Annotated in this window: 16 protein-coding genes; all 16 read left to right on the plus strand. The window is 43.3% G+C overall.

The window, feature by feature from the left end:
* The 16 genes from ACSBOP_RS07050 to ACSBOP_RS07125 all read left to right on the plus strand — a co-directional run bounded on the left by ACSBOP_RS07050 (position 1) and on the right by ACSBOP_RS07125 (position 16,697).
* Entirely contained in the window at positions 1-963 is a 963-nt protein-coding gene (locus ACSBOP_RS07050) for a PhoH family protein (RefSeq protein WP_442603714.1), read from the plus strand.
* On the plus strand, positions 960-3,185 hold the full coding sequence (locus ACSBOP_RS07055) for an HD family phosphohydrolase (protein WP_442603715.1): 2,226 nt from the start codon (positions 960-962) through the stop codon (positions 3,183-3,185). The genes ACSBOP_RS07050 and ACSBOP_RS07055 overlap by 4 nt, the downstream gene beginning before the upstream one ends.
* On the plus strand, positions 3,186-3,749 hold the full coding sequence (gene ybeY / locus ACSBOP_RS07060; RefSeq protein ID WP_442603716.1) for an rRNA maturation RNase YbeY: 564 nt from the start codon (positions 3,186-3,188) through the stop codon (positions 3,747-3,749). It begins immediately after the preceding gene.
* Complete coding sequence (locus tag ACSBOP_RS07065; protein ID WP_442603717.1) at positions 3,746-4,441, plus strand: diacylglycerol kinase family protein; 696 nt, start codon at positions 3,746-3,748, stop codon at positions 4,439-4,441. Before ybeY ends, ACSBOP_RS07065 begins: the two co-directional genes overlap by 4 nt.
* A gap of 38 nt (positions 4,442-4,479) precedes the next feature.
* Positions 4,480-4,881 carry a cytidine deaminase gene (gene cdd / locus ACSBOP_RS07070; protein WP_442603718.1) on the plus strand — a complete coding sequence of 134 codons (402 nt, stop codon included), beginning with the start codon at positions 4,480-4,482 and terminating at the stop codon, positions 4,879-4,881.
* A gap of 21 nt (positions 4,882-4,902) precedes the next feature.
* Positions 4,903-5,805: a GTPase Era gene (gene era, locus ACSBOP_RS07075; protein WP_442603719.1), complete on the plus strand. Its 903-nt coding sequence runs from the start codon at positions 4,903-4,905 to the stop codon at positions 5,803-5,805.
* 105 nt (positions 5,806-5,910) lie between these two features.
* On the plus strand, positions 5,911-6,066 hold the full coding sequence (locus tag ACSBOP_RS07080; RefSeq protein WP_442603720.1) for a YqzL family protein: 156 nt from the start codon (positions 5,911-5,913) through the stop codon (positions 6,064-6,066).
* A 44-nt stretch (positions 6,067-6,110) separates the two neighbouring features.
* Positions 6,111-6,857 carry a DNA repair protein RecO gene (recO, locus tag ACSBOP_RS07085; RefSeq protein WP_442603721.1) on the plus strand — a complete coding sequence of 249 codons (747 nt, stop codon included), beginning with the start codon at positions 6,111-6,113 and terminating at the stop codon, positions 6,855-6,857.
* 371 nt (positions 6,858-7,228) lie between these two features.
* On the plus strand, positions 7,229-8,107 hold the full coding sequence (glyQ, locus tag ACSBOP_RS07090; protein WP_442603722.1) for a glycine--tRNA ligase subunit alpha: 879 nt from the start codon (positions 7,229-7,231) through the stop codon (positions 8,105-8,107).
* A gap of 1 nt (position 8,108) precedes the next feature.
* A complete protein-coding gene (glyS, locus tag ACSBOP_RS07095; RefSeq protein ID WP_442603723.1) occupies positions 8,109-10,190 on the plus strand; it encodes a glycine--tRNA ligase subunit beta in 2,082 nt (693 codons plus the stop codon).
* A 152-nt stretch (positions 10,191-10,342) separates the two neighbouring features.
* Positions 10,343-10,813, plus strand: coding sequence for a YaiI/YqxD family protein (locus ACSBOP_RS07100; RefSeq protein WP_442603724.1), 471 nt, complete (start codon positions 10,343-10,345; stop codon positions 10,811-10,813).
* A 39-nt stretch (positions 10,814-10,852) separates the two neighbouring features.
* Positions 10,853-12,685 carry a DNA primase gene (dnaG, locus tag ACSBOP_RS07105; protein ID WP_442603725.1) on the plus strand — a complete coding sequence of 611 codons (1,833 nt, stop codon included), beginning with the start codon at positions 10,853-10,855 and terminating at the stop codon, positions 12,683-12,685.
* Between the two features lie 35 nt (positions 12,686-12,720).
* The gene (gene rpoD / locus ACSBOP_RS07110; RefSeq protein ID WP_442603726.1) at positions 12,721-13,857 is read left to right on the plus strand and encodes an RNA polymerase sigma factor RpoD; all 1,137 of its coding nucleotides are present in this window, start codon (positions 12,721-12,723) and stop codon (positions 13,855-13,857) included.
* A gap of 123 nt (positions 13,858-13,980) precedes the next feature.
* On the plus strand, positions 13,981-14,811 hold the full coding sequence (locus ACSBOP_RS07115) for a hypothetical protein (RefSeq protein WP_442603727.1): 831 nt from the start codon (positions 13,981-13,983) through the stop codon (positions 14,809-14,811).
* Between the two features lie 3 nt (positions 14,812-14,814).
* Positions 14,815-15,606 carry a tRNA (adenine(22)-N(1))-methyltransferase gene (locus ACSBOP_RS07120; RefSeq protein WP_442603728.1) on the plus strand — a complete coding sequence of 264 codons (792 nt, stop codon included), beginning with the start codon at positions 14,815-14,817 and terminating at the stop codon, positions 15,604-15,606.
* The gene (locus tag ACSBOP_RS07125) at positions 15,582-16,697 is read left to right on the plus strand and encodes a Nif3-like dinuclear metal center hexameric protein (RefSeq protein ID WP_442603729.1); all 1,116 of its coding nucleotides are present in this window, start codon (positions 15,582-15,584) and stop codon (positions 16,695-16,697) included. Before ACSBOP_RS07120 ends, ACSBOP_RS07125 begins: the two co-directional genes overlap by 25 nt.
* Positions 16,698-16,793 lie beyond the last annotated feature (96 nt).

Raw genomic sequence — 16,793 nt, forward strand, 5'->3', positions numbered from 1 at the left:
TTGGCAGACTATAGTCAACATGCAAAAATTACACTTCGCAACCCGTCAGAAGCACTTGCTTTATTTGGTCCACAGGACACGTTCCTGAAATGGATCGAAGAACATACTGAAGCGCAAATTCTTACGAGAGATGCAGAAATAGCCATTCAAGGATCTGCTGCTGAGACAGCATCGCTTGAGCAATTGTTTCAAGTGTTATTGGAACTTATTCGGGCGAATTACGTAGTTACACAAAGAGACGTTCAGTATGCGTGGGAGCTTGCTAAAGAGATGCGTGCTGATCAGTTGCTCGACCTGTTTAAAGCTGTGATTACCAATACAAGTAAGGGTAAACCGATTCGTGTCAAAACCATTGGTCAGCGTCAATATGTCAATTTGATTAAGAAACTGGATATTGTATTTGGGATTGGACCTGCAGGAACAGGTAAAACGTATTTAGCAGTCGTACTAGCTGTCATGGCACTTAAAGAAGGACATGTTAAACGAATTGTACTCACGCGTCCTGCTGTAGAAGCTGGTGAAAGTCTTGGCTTTTTACCAGGCGACTTGCAAGAGAAGGTCGACCCTTATCTACGACCTTTGTATGACGCGCTCTATGATGTGTTAGGGACCGAGCCAGTGGCGAAGATGCTAGAACGCGGAATGATTGAAATCGCGCCTCTTGCCTATATGAGAGGTCGTACACTCGACGATTCGTTTATTATTCTAGATGAAGCACAGAATACAACGCCGGAGCAGATGAAAATGTTCCTGACACGTCTTGGATTTAATTCGAAAATGGTTGTAACAGGCGATGTCACTCAAATCGATTTACCCAAAGGTAAATCTTCTGGCTTAAAGGAAGCAGAACGTATATTACGTGAGATTGAGGATATTGGTTTTATGTATTTTTCAGAAGGAGATGTCGTTCGTCACTCATTGGTACAGAAGATTATTGTAGCGTATAACGAAGATAAGGAATGATTCCATTGACCCAAACACCGGTACGTACATCAGACAATCAGGATGTTCGTCTTCAAGGCTGGAGGTACAGCAAATGGGTGCGGCTCATATTGTTTGTTGTTCTTGGCATCATGTTTTATTTTTCTCTGATCAACCCGCTTGTTCCGCAAACCTATAACATCGTTAAAGGCCAGCGGAGCGATAAGACGATTTATGCGCCTAAGCAGTTGGAGAATAAAGAGGCAACGGATCAAGCGAAAGAAGATGCTGCAAAAAAAGTAATGCCCGTTTATAAAACAGTTAATTTTAAAAATGAAGATATCGTGGATGCGATCTTTTTCAAAATCAATTCGATTAACGGGGATACAGAAGCGAAATATGAAGATAAAGTCAATATGTTCCGCACTGTAATTCCGTCCATCATTAAAGAAGCCGAAGAGCAAATGATCAAGAACTTTATCGGGAGCGGTCTGTATAGCCCTGAATTCATTAGTGAAATTAGGCAAAAAGTGGACGATCAAACGTATCGACTCTCTGACGAGCGCTTCTACAAATTCCCACGGCTGACGAAGGAAGAAGTAGCAGAGATGCTTCCTGTCGCTAGGGAAATCGTCTATAAGCTCATGGCGGATCAGATTACAGATGCTCAGGTCGCTCGTTCAAAGGTGGTAGAGCTTGTCAATACGTCGAATTTGACGAAGAACACTGCTCGAGAGCTTGTGACAGAAATTTGCCGGGCGGTTATCACACCTAACCGTTTCTATGACGATAAAGGGACAGATGAGGCAAAAGCGAAAGTAAAAGAAACGGTCAAACCTGTTTTTATCAGTAAGAATGATGTGCTTGTGAACGCGGGTGATTTAATTACAGATGATTTGTATGAGAAGCTCAAAGAATTCGGGCTCCTTAAAGATAAAGCGAATTATTGGCCGCATGTAGGGTTGTTTATTCTTGTGACTTTATTCTGCTTTCTCATGTACATGCTCGTGAGACAGAGCCATCTGCCGATTCGATATAACAATACACAGCTGCTTATGCTTGTCCTGATATTAATCATCGGTATTATCATTATGAAAATATTTGGGATCGCGCAAAATTTGGAAAATCAAAATTTAGCCTTTCTTGCACCGACAGCAGTAGGTGCGATGTTGATTGCGATTTTGCTTGACGCGCCGATTGCTTATATTGCGTCTATTTTATTATCGATTTTGGCATCCATTATTTTTAATACCGATCATTTACAGCCGTTTGATTACCGTTATGGATTTGTAACGCTCGTGGTTAGCTTTGTTTCTATTTTTTCCATACAGCGTGCAAGTCAGCGTTCGTCCATTTTGAAGGCCGGTCTTGTGATTTCACTCGCAGGGGTTGTCGCTATTGGATGCTTGTTAATGCTTGATGGCGGGATGAATCGCAACGAATCATTATTGTCACTTGCTTATGGGGTTGGAGGCGGATTGCTAACATCTGTACTCGTTATTGGACTTTTACCTTTCTTTGAAACGGCATTTGGTATTTTATCGCCGCTTAAAATGGTAGAATTATCCAATCCAAATCATCCGCTATTACGTAAATTGTTGACTGAAACACCAGGGACGTATCATCATTCCATTATGGTGGGCAACCTAGCGGAAGCAGCTGCTGAATCGATTGGTGCTGATGGCTTATTATGCAGAGTTGGATCTTACTATCATGATATAGGGAAAACGAAGCGACCAAGCTATTTTATCGAGAATCAGACAAGTATTGAGAATCCGCATGACCGAATTGAGCCTGAGCTTAGTACATCGATCATTACTGCTCATCCACGTGATGGTGTGGAGATGCTGAAAGAGTATAAGATGCCAAAGGCAATTCGAGATATTGCAGAACAGCATCATGGCACGACTTTGCTGCAATATTTTTTCCATAAGGCTAAACAGCAGGCAGAGGAAGGCGAACAAATACTGGAAGAAAATTTCCGTTATCCAGGTCCGAAGGCGCAATCCAAGGAAGCTGCTGTTGTTGGGATTGCTGACTGTGTGGAGGCTGCAGTAAGATCAATGCGTAACCCGACGATGGAACAAATCGATTCGATGGTACGCAAGATTATAAAATCCAGATTAGATGATGGTCAATTTAATGAATGTGATCTAACACTCAAAGAATTAGACACAATTGCAAAAACGTTGAATGAAACACTGCTAGGCATTTTTCATTCACGTATTGAATATCCTAATGACCCCAAAGTGGAGGGAAAGTAAATGGCTAAATTGAGATTAGACTGGGTAAATGGACAAGAAGGAATGGATATTTCTTCTGAAATGATTGCACAGCTTAAAGTATTGTTAAAGCTCGCTGGTGAAGCGGAAGGGGTTCAAGAAGGCGAAGTTTCCTTGTCTTTTGTAGATGATGAGACGATTCAGGAACTCAATAAGCAATACCGCGGCTTAGATAAGCCGACTGATGTCCTTTCCTTTGCGATGCAAGAGTCGCTAGATGACGAGCTTCAAATCAAGTACGATGGAGAATACGAAGAAGAAGAAATTGAAATGGATTCTGCTGAGGAAGAAGAAGCAGGTGAGTACGCAGATGAAGATGCTGAAGATGGAATTGACCTTCAACCACTTGGAGATATTATCATTTCGATTCCAACAGCCCTTGCGCAAGCAGAGGAATATGGACATTCCGCTGAGCGTGAGATCGGATTCTTATTCGTACATGGATTTCTACATCTAATTGGGTATGATCACGACAATGAAGCTGCTGAGAAGGAGATGTTCGGAAAACAAGAAGCCATCTTAGCGAAAGCGGGGCTTTCTCGTTGATTAATAGACCTTCCTTTCATAAAAGCTTTATTTATGCTTACGAAGGAATTATTTATACCATTCAAACGCAGCGCATGATGAAGATCCATCTAAGTGCAGCGATTATCGTCTTGGCGGCTGCCTTAATTGTGCGGCTGCCTCTTTTATCTTCTTTGTTTATTTTGCTTGCAATTACACTTGTGCTTATGGCTGAAGTGATGAATACAGCAATTGAGAAAGCCGTTGATTTAACGACGGCCCAAGTACACCCTTTAGCGAAAGCGGCTAAGGATTGCGCTGCGGGGGCAGTGCTCATTTGCTCTGTATTTGCTATACTAGTAGGTGTAATCGTTTTTTATGAACCTGCACTTCTCATCTTGCAGGGTCAGCTTCCAAGTGTGGATAAGAAGCTTGACTTGTTAACGGTTATATTTACATTTATACTTGTTTTTCTGATTACAGGCATACCGCACATAATTTGGGGAACAAAGGCAAAGCCGATAACGATCCATGTTGTTGCCGCGCTGTGTTTTGCAGTTGTAACCTTTATCCCTTTTTTCACCTCAAATGTGCTGCTGGCCGTGATCGGATACGTATTGTTTGCAGCACTTACATTTGCCGCAGCTTGGAGAAAAAGTACATTTCGATCGGTTCTAATGGGCCTCATTGTCGGTTGTGTAGTTACGACCCTTGTGGCGGTATACTATACTTAATCAGGATCATGAATGATCATGTAAAGGAGTAATGAACAATGGATTCTAAACAATTAATGGAGCTAGCTACTGAAGCTAGACTGAAAGCATATACACCTTACTCGGGTTTTCAAGTGGGTGCTGCGCTGCTTGCGAAAGACGGGGTTGTACACATAGGTTGCAATGTAGAGAACGCGGCTTATAGCCCTACGAATTGTGCGGAACGTACCGCATTGCATCGCGCGATCGCAGATGGCTATAAGCCAGGATCATTTGAAGCGATTGCTGTAATCGGGGATACAGTTGGTCCGATTTCGCCATGTGGCGTTTGCCGTCAAGTACTTATTGAACTATGCTCTCCAGATATGCCTGTCTATATGAGTAATTTAAAAGGTGATTGGACAACAATGACAGTAAGTGAATTGTTACCAGGTGCTTTTGGGCCAAAAGATTTAAAATAAGTAAACAACTGGGGGACTTACATGAGTCAGAAAGAAAAATTCAAGTCAGGGTTCGTATCCATTATAGGACGCCCGAATGTTGGGAAATCCACACTAATGAATCAAGCGATTGGACAAAAGATTGCAATCATGTCCGATAAGCCGCAAACGACACGAAACAAAATTCATGGTGTATATACGACCGATCAGTCTCAAATCGTATTCTTAGACACGCCGGGAATTCATAAACCAACATCGAAGCTTGGCGATTATATGATGAAGACGGCACACAGCACTCTTAATGAGGTTGATGCTGTACTATTCTTAGTCGATGTAGTTGAAGGTTATGGCGGTGGAGATCGATACATTATTGAGCAGCTTAAGAATGTGAAGACGCCTGTCTTACTGCTGCTCAACAAAATTGACATGGTGCAACCTGAGGAACTGCTTCCGATCATTACGAAGTACAAGGATATGTATCCATTTGCAGAAATTATTCCGGTGTCCGCACTAAATGGTAATAATGTGACAACGATGTTGGAGCAGATTACGAAATATTTGCCAGAAGGTCCACAATACTACCCAGCAGATCAAGTAACGGATCATCCGGAGCAGTTCGTATGTGCGGAACTTATTCGTGAGAAAATCTTACATGTAACACGTGAGGAGATACCTCATTCGATCGCAGTAGGAATCGAAGATATGAAAGTGGAGCCGAATGGTTTAGTTCGAATTTCAGCTGTCATTTATGTGGAACGTGACTCGCAGAAAGGTATTATCATTGGTAAACGCGGTGCATTGCTTAAGGAAGTTGGTCAAAAAGCTCGGATCGACATCGAGACGTTACTTGGTTCCAAAGTATTCCTTGAGCTATGGGTCAAAGTGAAAAAAGATTGGCGCAATCAAGAACGTGTCCTCAAAGATCTCGGATTCCGCGACGAATAATGTTTATACCTGCCATTAATTGCAACGCATAGGCAAGGCTCCTTCGCAACATCCTATACGTATCAACTGCTTCACCATCATTGTTGAACGGAGAGGATGAGAGTCATGAGAGATTTTTCATGGAACATGTTCTGTGCAACTGGAGATGTGGATGCGTATATGCTCTACAGAGAAATTAGTAATGGCATGTCGGAACAGCTGGATGGAGACGAGGAAAATAGTGCTTTAGAAGCCGACATGGTCAGTGAACATTTAGGCTAGCGTTACTCTGTAATGAGTTGCAGCTATATGGGAGAAGGCTAAACATGATTTATCGAGTAGAAGGTATTGTGTTACGGGGAATTGATCACGGAGAGGGCAATAAGATTATTGCTTTATATACAAAAGAAATGGGCAAGGTTAGCGTTATGGCACGTGGGGCGAAGAAAGTGAAAAGTCGCCTCGGTGCTGTGACGCAGCTTTTTATTTATGGTGACTTTGTATTCTACAAGCAAAGTGATATGGGCACGCTCAATCACGGAGAGATTATTCACTCTTATCGTAAACTGAGAGAAGATCTTTATTTATCCGCCTATGCGTCTTATATGACAGAGCTTGTGGATCGAATGACTTCGGCTGAAGATGCAAGCGGTTACTTGTTCGAGCAACTAAAAGCAGGACTTGGCGCTCTTGACGAAGGCAAGGACATGGCGGTTGTGACACATCTTTTTGAGATGAAAATGTTAATGCTGACCGGCTACGCGCCTGAACTTGATCAATGTGTAAGCTGCGGTGAAATTACGCCTTATATGTTCTTTAGTGCGATGCTTGGTGGAGTCATTTGTGGAAAATGCCGCAATAAAGATACACGGGCAACCCCAATCCAAGAGGGGACTTGGAAGCTGCTGCGTCTGTTACGTGATTTGGATATCCGTAGGCTTGGCAATATCACTATAAAGGATCAGACCAAGGCAGAGATTAAAGTGTGCATGCGTGCTTATATGGATACACATGTAGGAATTCAGTGGAAGGCACGTTCCTTTATTGAGCAGCTCGAAAAATATGAATTATAATTTCAGAAAGCCGTCAGAGAGCTTTCGTTGACAACGGGACTTCTGTTTGCTATTATTTTGTGACAACAAATACTTATAACTCGCACAATGAAGGATAAAGAGTAGTCGATAAACGAAGTGAAGCGAACCGGTGATGGTGAGAGTCCGGTCTTACGAATCGATGAAGGGCGTTTCTTGAGTGCGGTGATTGATGAAGGTGGGCCGATGCATTCTCATGCAAAGGTCAAATAGGGTGGAACCGCGGGTACATAGTATCCCGTCCCTATGTCTGGGCAGCAGACGTAGGCGCGGGATTTTTTTGCGTTTTGCCTGATATAAATGAGTCTGCGAATAAAGTAACTATAATCTGTCAGTTGGAAAGGGGTATTGCAATGAATTTTCAATCTATGATTCTAACGTTGCAGCAGTTCTGGGCTGAGCAAAACTGCATCATTATGCAACCATACGACGTCGAAAAAGGCGCCGGTACATTTAATCCCATGACATTTCTTCGATCGATTGGTCCAGAACCGTGGAATGTAGCTTATATTGAGCCTTCACGTCGTCCGACTGATGGTCGTTATGGAGAAAACCCGAATCGCTTGTATCAACATCACCAATTCCAAGTCATTATGAAGCCATCCCCAGACAATATTCAAGAACTCTATTTAGAGAGTTTGCGAAGACTGGGTGTTGAACCGCTTGATCATGACATTCGATTTGTTGAAGACAACTGGGAATCTCCGACACTAGGTGCTTGGGGTCTGGGCTGGGAAGTATGGCTGGACGGAATGGAAGTTACACAATTCACATACTTCCAACAAGTAGGTGGCATTGATGCAAGTCCGGTATCCGTTGAAATTACGTACGGCTTGGAGCGTCTAGCTTCTTATATTCAAGATAAAGAAAATGTTTATGACTTAGAGTGGGTGGAAGGGGTTAAATACGGCGACGTATTCTTCCAACCTGAGTATGAACATTCCAAGTACACTTTCGAAGTTTCAGATGCTAAAATGTTGTTCGGTTTATTTACAACTTATGAATTGGAAGCAAAGCGCGCATTGGAACAGAATTTAGTTTTCCCTGCTTATGATTATGTTTTGAAATGCTCCCATACCTTTAACTTGTTAGATGCTCGCGGTGCGATCTCCGTAACGGAGCGTACAGGTTACATTATGCGTGTTCGTAATTTAGCGCGTGCATGTGCAGCAACATTTTTAGAGGAACGGGAACGTCTTGGATTCCCATTGCTCAAGAAAGGGGATGCGTAAGATGACAAAGGATCTATTACTTGAAATTGGTCTAGAGGAAGTACCAGCTCGTTTCGTATCCGATGCCGTTAATCAGCTTGCTGATAAATTAACAAAATGGTTGCAACAATCTAGAGTCGAGTATGGAGAAGTAAAAGTATATGGAACGCCGCGTCGTTTGGCAGTTTTAATTGCGGATGTAGCGGATAAAGGCTCTGATATGACAGAGCAAGTTAAAGGCCCATCCCGTAAAATTGCTGCAGATGAAAATGGGGGATGGAGCAAGGCCGCACTTGGATTCGCACGTTCGCAAGGTGTTGCTCCTGAAGATTTATATTTCCAAGAGTTGCAAGGTGTGGAATATGTGTATGCAACTAAGAATACCCTTGGGATAGATACTGCTCAAAGCTTAAGCGAAACGCTTGAAAGTATGATAACTTCGATGACTTTCCCTAAAAATATGCGCTGGAGCTCAAACGATCTGAAGTTTGTTCGTCCGATTCGTTGGCTTGTGGCGCTATTTGGTAGCAGTGTTATCCCGTTTGCCATTACAGGCGTGCAATCTGGCAGAACGACACGAGGACATCGTTTCTTAGGAACGGATACGGATATCGCAAATGCATCATCTTATGTAGAAACGATGCGTCAGCAATCGGTTCTTGTTAACGCGGAGGAGCGTCGTGAGTTGATTGTGAAAGGGATTCAGGATCTTGCAGCAGAAAAAAGTTGGGTCGTTCCCATGCAGGAAGACCTGCTTGAAGAAGTTGTGTACTTAGTTGAGTATCCGACAGCGCTGGTTGGTTCGTTTAATCCAGATTTCCTTCATATTCCAAAGGAAGTTCTCATTACATCGATGCGTGAGCACCAGCGTTATTTCCCAGTACTTGATGAAGCGGGGAATTTAAAGCCATACTTCATTACCGTTCGTAACGGTGACAACCGCTCACTTGAAACAGTTGCCAAAGGGAATGAGAAAGTACTTCGCGCTCGTTTATCTGATGCGAAATTCTTCTATGCAGAAGATCAGAAGGTGACGATCCAAAGCCGTCTAGAGCGCTTAGAGAATATCGTTTTCCAAGAGGAACTAGGCACAATCGGGGATAAAGTACGTCGTATTGTTAAAATAGCTGATGCGCTCGGCACCATCATTGGTGTGGATGATGCAACACGTAGCGACATTCGCCGTGCGGCAGAAATTTGCAAATTCGATTTAGTGACGCAAATGGTATATGAATTCCCAGAATTGCAAGGAATTATGGGTGAAGATTATGCTCGTATTGCAGGAGAGAAAGAAGAAGTGGCAGTGGCTATTAATGAGCATTACAAGCCACGTTTCTCAGGGGATACTTCACCTGCATCCATTGTTGGCACGATCGTATCGATTGCAGATAAGATGGATACAATCTCTGGCTGTTTCTCCATTGGAATTATTCCAACGGGCTCTCAAGACCCCTATGCACTTCGTCGTCAAGCAGCGGGTATCGTACAAATGACGCTTGATCATAAGTTGCAAGTTTCCCTTTCCCAAGTATTTGGTGCTGCACTTCAAGTGCTTCAAGAATCGAATTTGGTCAAACGTGATGCACAGGAAATCAAGTCTGATTTGCAAGACTTCTTCGGGTTGCGTGTGAAAAACGTATTGACTGAAAAAGGCATTCGTTACGATGTCATCGATGCAATCATGGGATCCGGCATTGATCATTTAAGTGCAGCCATTCGTAAAGCGGATGTTCTAGGAGCAGCAGTTCAAGATGCTGGATTCAAGACGACAGTAGAATCGTTTAACCGTGTTGGAAACTTGGCTGCAAAAGCAGACCCAGCCGACACAGTTGATGCCGCATTGCTGCAAGAGCAAGCGGAAAAAGATTTGTATGAAGCATGGCAAGCTGCTTACCCTCTATATCATGGATGCTTGGTCGATGAGCAGGAAGCAAAAGCACTTGTTGTATTAACGGATATGAAAGATGTAATTACGACATTCTTTGACAGCGTCATGGTAATGTCAGATGTAGACAATATTCGTCGTAATCGTCTTGCGTTGCTTAATGGCATTGCTTCTGACCTGCGTCAATTTGCTGATTTCTCCAAGCTTGTTTGGCAATAAGAGATACTCCATTTATTAACAGATTAAAAATGCAACTTAATGTGGTAAACTTCGTATGATATTTATGCAGGATTTTTGAGTAGTGTCCAAGAATAATACGATTCGTACCCATTTGGATTTTATAAATGAATGAAAAAGAGGATACTTGTTGTATGCCTACTACACATCGAATTGTTGTCGATGCGGATTCTTGTCCCGTTAAGAATGAAGTCATTTTGGCGGGACAGGCTAATTCCGTGCCTGTTATGCTTGTTGCTTCCTATGATCATGTTTTGAAAGAAGCAGGGAATCATGTATCCATTGTGCAAGTGGATCGTGCTGATCAATCGGCCGATCTGTATATCGCCAATCACATCAAAAAGGGCGATATCTTAATTTCAGGTGATTTTGGATTGGCTGCTATGGCTTTAGGTAAGGGAGCTTATGCTTTATCTGTCAGGGGTCAGTTGTATACGAATGAAAACATTGACTACTTGCTAGATCGGCGGCATGCTCAGATGAAAATGCGCCGGAGTGGAAAGCATTCCAAGGGTCCAAAACCATTCACAGAAGAAGATCGCAAAAATTTTCTACAAAGTTTGACACGACTTTTGCAAACATTGCAGGAGAACAGCATCATATAGCGAATAGTATTACGTGTATTTGAAACGAAGGTGAATTGAATGAGCAATGGACGCATTCCTGACGCCATAATTGATGCGGTATTGAAGCACCATGATATCGTTGATGTCGTTGGAAAGTACGTGAACTTAACGAAGCAAGGCCATTATATGAAAGGACTGTGTCCTTTTCATTCCGAAAAATCGCCTTCATTTACGGTAACACCTGACAAACAAATTTATCACTGCTTCGGATGTGGAGCGGGTGGTAATTCCATTCAATTCATAATGGAAAAAGAAGGATATTCCTTTGGGGAAGCCGTACGACAATTAGCAGAAGATGCAGGAATACCGATAACTTGGGAGGCGGCTACGCCACAAGAAACGGGAGCACAAAGAGATCGTTCTGCTATATTGAAAGCGCACGAGCTTGCCGCGAAGCTTTATCAATATATTTTACGAAACACCGATCAAGGTAAAGGGGCACTAGAATATCTTCGTTCACGGGGGCTAACAGATAAACATATCGAAAATTTCGGTATTGGGTTTGCACCATCGATGTGGGAAGTTCTTGCTCAGCAGCTTGAAAAGCATGACTTTGATCTTTCTCTCATGGAGAAAGGTGGTCTGTTATCCGCACGCCATGAAGGCAGCGGCTATATTGATCGGTTTCGGGATCGCATCATGTTTCCAATCCGTGATGCTTTGGGTAATGTCATCGCATTTGCAGGTCGAGCGCTTGGGGATGTGCAGCCCAAATATTTAAACTCTCCGGAGACGATGCTGTTTAATAAAAGTCGGTCTCTTTTTCATTTGCATGGAGCTCGTCCTCACATTCGTAAAACGGGGACATTGGTACTTTTTGAAGGTTATATGGATGTGATTAAAGCTTGGGATGCAGGGGTTCACACGGGTATTGCAACGATGGGAACAGCGCTTACGCATGAACAAGCGGAGATTATATCCCGCATGGCTAAACAAGTTATCGTTTGTTATGATGGGGACTCTGCAGGGCAAGCCGCTGCTTATAAAAGTATTCCTATTCTTGAAAAAGTGAATTGTGAAGTTTCCATTGCAATGTTGCCTGATGGTAAAGACCCGGACGAATTTATCAGTAGCTTGGGCCCTGAACGTTTTGTAAAAGAAATTATCGAAGGTGCTGTTCCTACGATTCGGTTTCAATTGCTGCATATTCGCAAAAATTTCAAGCTAGGTGAAGAGCGAGATCGATTGCGTTATTTGCATAAGGCGATGGAAATGATTGCAGAACTGCCTTCTCCGCTGGAACGAGGACATTATCTTCGTGATTTATCTTCTGAGTTTCATGTATCGTATGAGGATTTAAAGCATCAGGTGAATGAGACGAGAATTCAAGCGGAAAAAAACAAACAGATCGGGGATAAGAAACAGAATCTGTGGAATAATGTTATGAATAATGGGAGGAGTGAGGAAAGAACCGCTCTTTATCCCGCTTATCATAATGCCGAACGCCAACTTCTAGCTCTGATGATGCATGATGGTGAAATCTGCATGTATGTACAAGAGCATTTGGGCGACGGATTTAACGTTGAAGCTCACGCAGTGTTAGCTGCTTATTTATACGCTTATTACACGCAACACCAGGAGCCTAGCCCGAGTCGTTATATGACGATGCTTGAAGATGAGGGACTTAAACGACTTGCAGTCTCGATTGCATTAATCGGGGATGCGCATGCTGACAGTCATCAAGTAATTGACGATTATATTCGCGAGATTCGCAAATATCCGAAACAACAAGCCATTATACGTAAAAGAGAAGAAATGACACGTGTTGAACGGGAAGGAAATCCGCAGCGTGCAGCACAAATTCTTACAGAAATTATTTCCCTAGAAAAAGAGCTTCACCTGCGAAAGTAGATCGTGACCTTCTAGGGAGGAGGGAGTTAAAATTTATGGCCAATGATCAACGTACTGAACTTGAGACGGATCTAACTTTGGAGCAAGTAAAGGAACAACTGATTGAAATTGGGAAAAAACGACATTCATTGACTTACAAAGAAATTATGGAGAAACTCGCTCCCTTTGAGCAAGATCAGGATCAGATTGATGATTTTTATGAACATCTGTCCGAGCTTGGTATTGATGTCGGCAATGAGTCAGATGACGATGATGAAGATGAAGACAATATGCCAAACAGACGTGAGGGACGGGAATCAGATGATTTCCATTTTGACGATGATTTAACATTGCCTCCAGGTATAAAGATTAATGATCCAGTACGTATGTATTTGAAAGAAATTGGTCGTGTACCTCTATTATCTGCTGATGATGAAGTGGATTTAGCGAAGCGAATTGAACTCGGAGATGAAGAGGCGAAACGTCGATTAGCAGAAGCCAACTTACGACTAGTAGTATCTATCGCGAAGCGCTATGTGGGACGTGGCATGCTGTTCCTTGATCTCATTCAAGAAGGTAACATGGGTCTAATCAAAGCCGTTGAGAAGTTTGACTTTACGAAAGGGTTTAAGTTCTCAACGTATGCAACTTGGTGGATTCGTCAGGCAATTACACGTGCAATTGCGGATCAGGCGAGAACGATCCGGATTCCTGTTCATATGGTGGAGACGATCAATAAATTGATTCGTGTTTCCAGACAACTCTTACAAGAACTAGGACGCGAACCTACTCCAGAAGAAATTGCAAAAGAAATGGAACTGAGCACAGAAAAAGTTCGTGAAATTATGAAAATCGCTCAAGAACCAGTATCCTTAGAGACACCAATTGGTGAAGAAGATGACTCCCACTTGGGTGATTTCATTGAAGATCAAGAAGCACTAGCACCTGCAGATGCTGCTGCTTATGAACTATTGAAAGAGCAGCTTGAAGATGTGCTGGATACGCTGACTGAACGTGAAGAAAACGTTCTTCGCTTACGTTTTGGTCTAGATGATGGTAGAACGCGTACCTTAGAAGAGGTTGGTAAAGTGTTCGGTGTGACTCGTGAGCGTATTCGTCAGATCGAAGCAAAAGCACTCAGAAAGCTGCGTCATCCGAGCCGTTCCAAACGCTTGAAGGATTTCTTAGAGTAAGATATTAGTAAACATGAGATCGCGTTTTTCCTGTTTGTGAGGAAATAACGTGATCTTTTTTATGCTCCTTGACTAATCAATTACTGGGATTAGGCCGATAATGGTAATGGGGAAGGTGATCATATGGATGACGAGAAACGTAAAACGATCGTAAATGAAATTACCCATTGGCGTAGAAGCAGGCTTCTCCCAGAGCAGTACTGTGATTTTTTGTTGAATTTATATCGAGACGAAAATTTGGAGTCGGAGGCTTCGTTTGGGAAAGGAAAGGCTTCTACTATTAGCAATAGTCATTGGCGCATATGGTTATATGGTGTTCTTGGGCTGAGTCTTTTATTATTTTTGATATTTCACTTTTCTACGATGAGCATCCTCTTACAAATGGGGGTTTCTTGTGTTTTTGTGATTGCTTGTTATATGATTGGCATAGGACGAAAGAAGAATCCGCCTATGGTTTCTCTTGCTCTGTGTTTAGCGGCATCATTAATTTTGCTCGTATCGGGTATGTTTTTGATCAGTAAAACGGAGTATAATGAGGCTTCTTATTATGTTGGTTATATCGCGATATGTGCGATTATTTGGCTTGTAATAGGGATTCGGGCAAGGCAGCATGTTTTGCATGTATGTGGATGGTTTGCCTTGTTATTTGTGTATGGCTGGCTGCTAAATTGGAAGCTTGAGGGATCTCATTGGGCATTCCTGCAGCTTGGTTGGTTGGGGCTCGTTGGTATTTTCCTATGGATCGGATGGCTGATGCATCATCGTGGGAAAGATATGGCCAAAGTGCTGTTCATTGTGAGCCTTGTCTGTTGGTTTGTTCCGGAAGTGATGAGTATGATGACAAGTCAGGGAATGACGCTTGATATGGCGCAGCTCCTGTTATTTGGTAAGCTAACAATCGGCGCGTTATTACTGTTTGTTTTACGAAAAAAATGGATAGAGTGGGTTGTATAATCAATGATAAAATTATCAAAACGTTTAGAGATGATTGCAAGACGGGTGCCACAAGGATCTCGTGTTGCAGATATAGGTTCTGATCATGCTTTGCTGCCAACGTATTTGGTCCAGCAGGGCATGATTTCTTTTGCTGTAGCGGGAGAAGTAAATGAGGGTCCACGTGATGCGGCGCAGAATCAAGTTCGTTCAGCAGGGCTCGGAGCGAAAATTTCAGTTCGACTTGGCAATGGTTTAGCTGTGATCGAGCCAGGTGAAGTAGAGACAATTACGATTGCAGGAATGGGCGGTAGTCTGATTGCTTCGATCTTAGATGCAGGTAAGCAAAAACTTACAGGTGTGCGTACATTAATCTTGCAACCGAACGTTGGGGAAGATGCAGTTCGCCAATGGCTTGATGAAAATGGTTGGTTGCTTACGAGTGAAGCGATATTAGAGGAAGATGGAAAGATTTATGAGATTTTAACGGCTACTTATAATGAAGCGAATGAAAATCAAGAAGCTTATGAGAGTATGCGTCAGCAATTATATGCTCCGCGTGTAATCGGTCAAAGTGAAGATGGAGAAATTACGCTAAGTAAAGAAATGCTTATGCGTTTAGGCCCTTGGTTAGTTCATGATCCCTCTCAGGTTTGGGTAACCAAATGGGAGTCTGAGCTTGCTAAGATGGACCGTGTGCGAGTAAGCATGTCGCAATCGGACCTTGAATCTGCCAAGCAAAAGAAAGAAATTCTGACACAAGAAATGAAGCAAATTCAGGAGGTGCTCACATGTTTGCAAAAGGTGCAGCCGTAACAGCGTTATTCGAAGAACTAGCACCGAAGCACTATGCGATGCCTGATGATAAGATTGGCTTGCAACTTGGAACGCTGAATAAGGAAATTCGTCATATTCTAGTTGCTCTTGATGTAACAGAAGCTGTTGTGGATGAAGCGATTAGCCAAGGAGCTGATCTCATTATTGCGCATCATGCGATTATTTTTCGGCCCCTAGCTCATATTCAGACAGATTCTCCAGCAGGACGTCTATATGAGAAGTTGATTAAGCATGATATTGCGGTCTATATTGCACATACAAACTTGGATGTGGCAACTGGTGGTGTGAATGACCTGCTTGCTGCACAACTTGGTTTGACAGATTTGACGCATCTGGAAGATGTGCATACAGAGAAACTAAATAAGCTAGTCGTATTTGTACCGAAGACGCATCATGAAGCGGTGCAGCAAGCATTGTTTAATGCGGGCGCAGGCCACATCGGGCATTACAGCCATTGCTCCTTCAATTTAGAAGGACAGGGCACCTTCATGCCCGAGGATGGTGCGCAGCCGTTTATTGGTGCGCAGGGGAAGTTTGAACGCGTAGAGGAAGTACGCGTGGAGACAATTGTTCCTGAAGCGGCGGTTCGCCGTACGGTTCAAGCGATGCTTAAGGCACACCCTTATGAAGAGGTGGCCTATGATCTGTATCCCCTTGATCTCAAGGGGAGAGTGTTTGGATTGGGCCGAGTAGGTAAAGTGCCGGCCCCGATGACGCTTGCTGAGCTCGCCGAAGCGGCGAAGCAAGCGTTTGATGTGCCGACGGTCCGCGTCGTCGGCGATTTAACCCGCACCGTGCGCAAAGCGGCGGTGCTTGGGGGTTCAGGCGCGCGCTATTGGAAGCGCGCGAAATTCTCTGGCGCCGATGTATTAATCACCGGCGACATCGATTATCACTCCGCGCACGATGCGCTCGCGGATGGGATGCTCATTATCGACGTTGGGCATAACGTCGAGAAGATTATGAAGGAAGGCGTTGCGCAGTACTTGCGCGAACGCTTCACACAGAAACGTTACACAACAACGATTCAAGCATCTGCAATTGATACGGAAGTGTTTCAGTTTATCTAAGGGGCGAAAATAACTCCCAGCTCGTTTCCATGGAAGCTTTGTAAGTCATTCTCAGTTGTAACGAGAGCCGATACCGAGTATAATCATAGGAAGAGA

This window comes from Paenibacillus sp. KN14-4R, assembly GCF_052180255.1.
Classification (GTDB): domain Bacteria; phylum Bacillota; class Bacilli; order Paenibacillales; family NBRC-103111; genus Paenibacillus_AM.